The sequence below is a fragment of the Pseudomonas sp. SIMBA_068 genome (genome assembly GCF_046534705.1).
Taxonomy (GTDB): Bacteria; Pseudomonadota; Gammaproteobacteria; order Pseudomonadales; family Pseudomonadaceae; genus Aquipseudomonas; species Aquipseudomonas putida.
Window position 1 is genome coordinate 1 of record NZ_JAWRYI010001889.1, and the last position, 229, is coordinate 229.

Consider the following 229-nt stretch of genomic DNA (forward strand, 5'->3'; position numbering starts at 1 on the left):
CACCGTCATCCTGGCACTTTCCTAAATCCCTTTGATAATAACGGTTGATATATGAGTACGGTTTCAAACCCTATTGAATTTCATGATGACTTCCTGGGCCGACAGGCTCAAGGCTTCGAGGACGGCGCTACCGGCCTCAAAACCAAACTCGATGAGGCACTGGCCGCATTGCATGAAGATGCGTCGGACCCCACGCTATTGGCGGCCTATCAGGCTGCATTCTCTTCCT

At 51.5% G+C, this 229-nt stretch carries 1 protein-coding gene; it reads left to right on the forward strand.

Annotation, left to right across the window (positions count from 1 at the left end):
- Positions 1 to 51 precede the first annotated feature (51 nt).
- Positions 52 to 229: EscF/YscF/HrpA family type III secretion system needle major subunit (locus tag SB756_RS36330; RefSeq protein WP_410914104.1), on the forward strand; the 178-nt coding region annotated here is incomplete at its 3' end.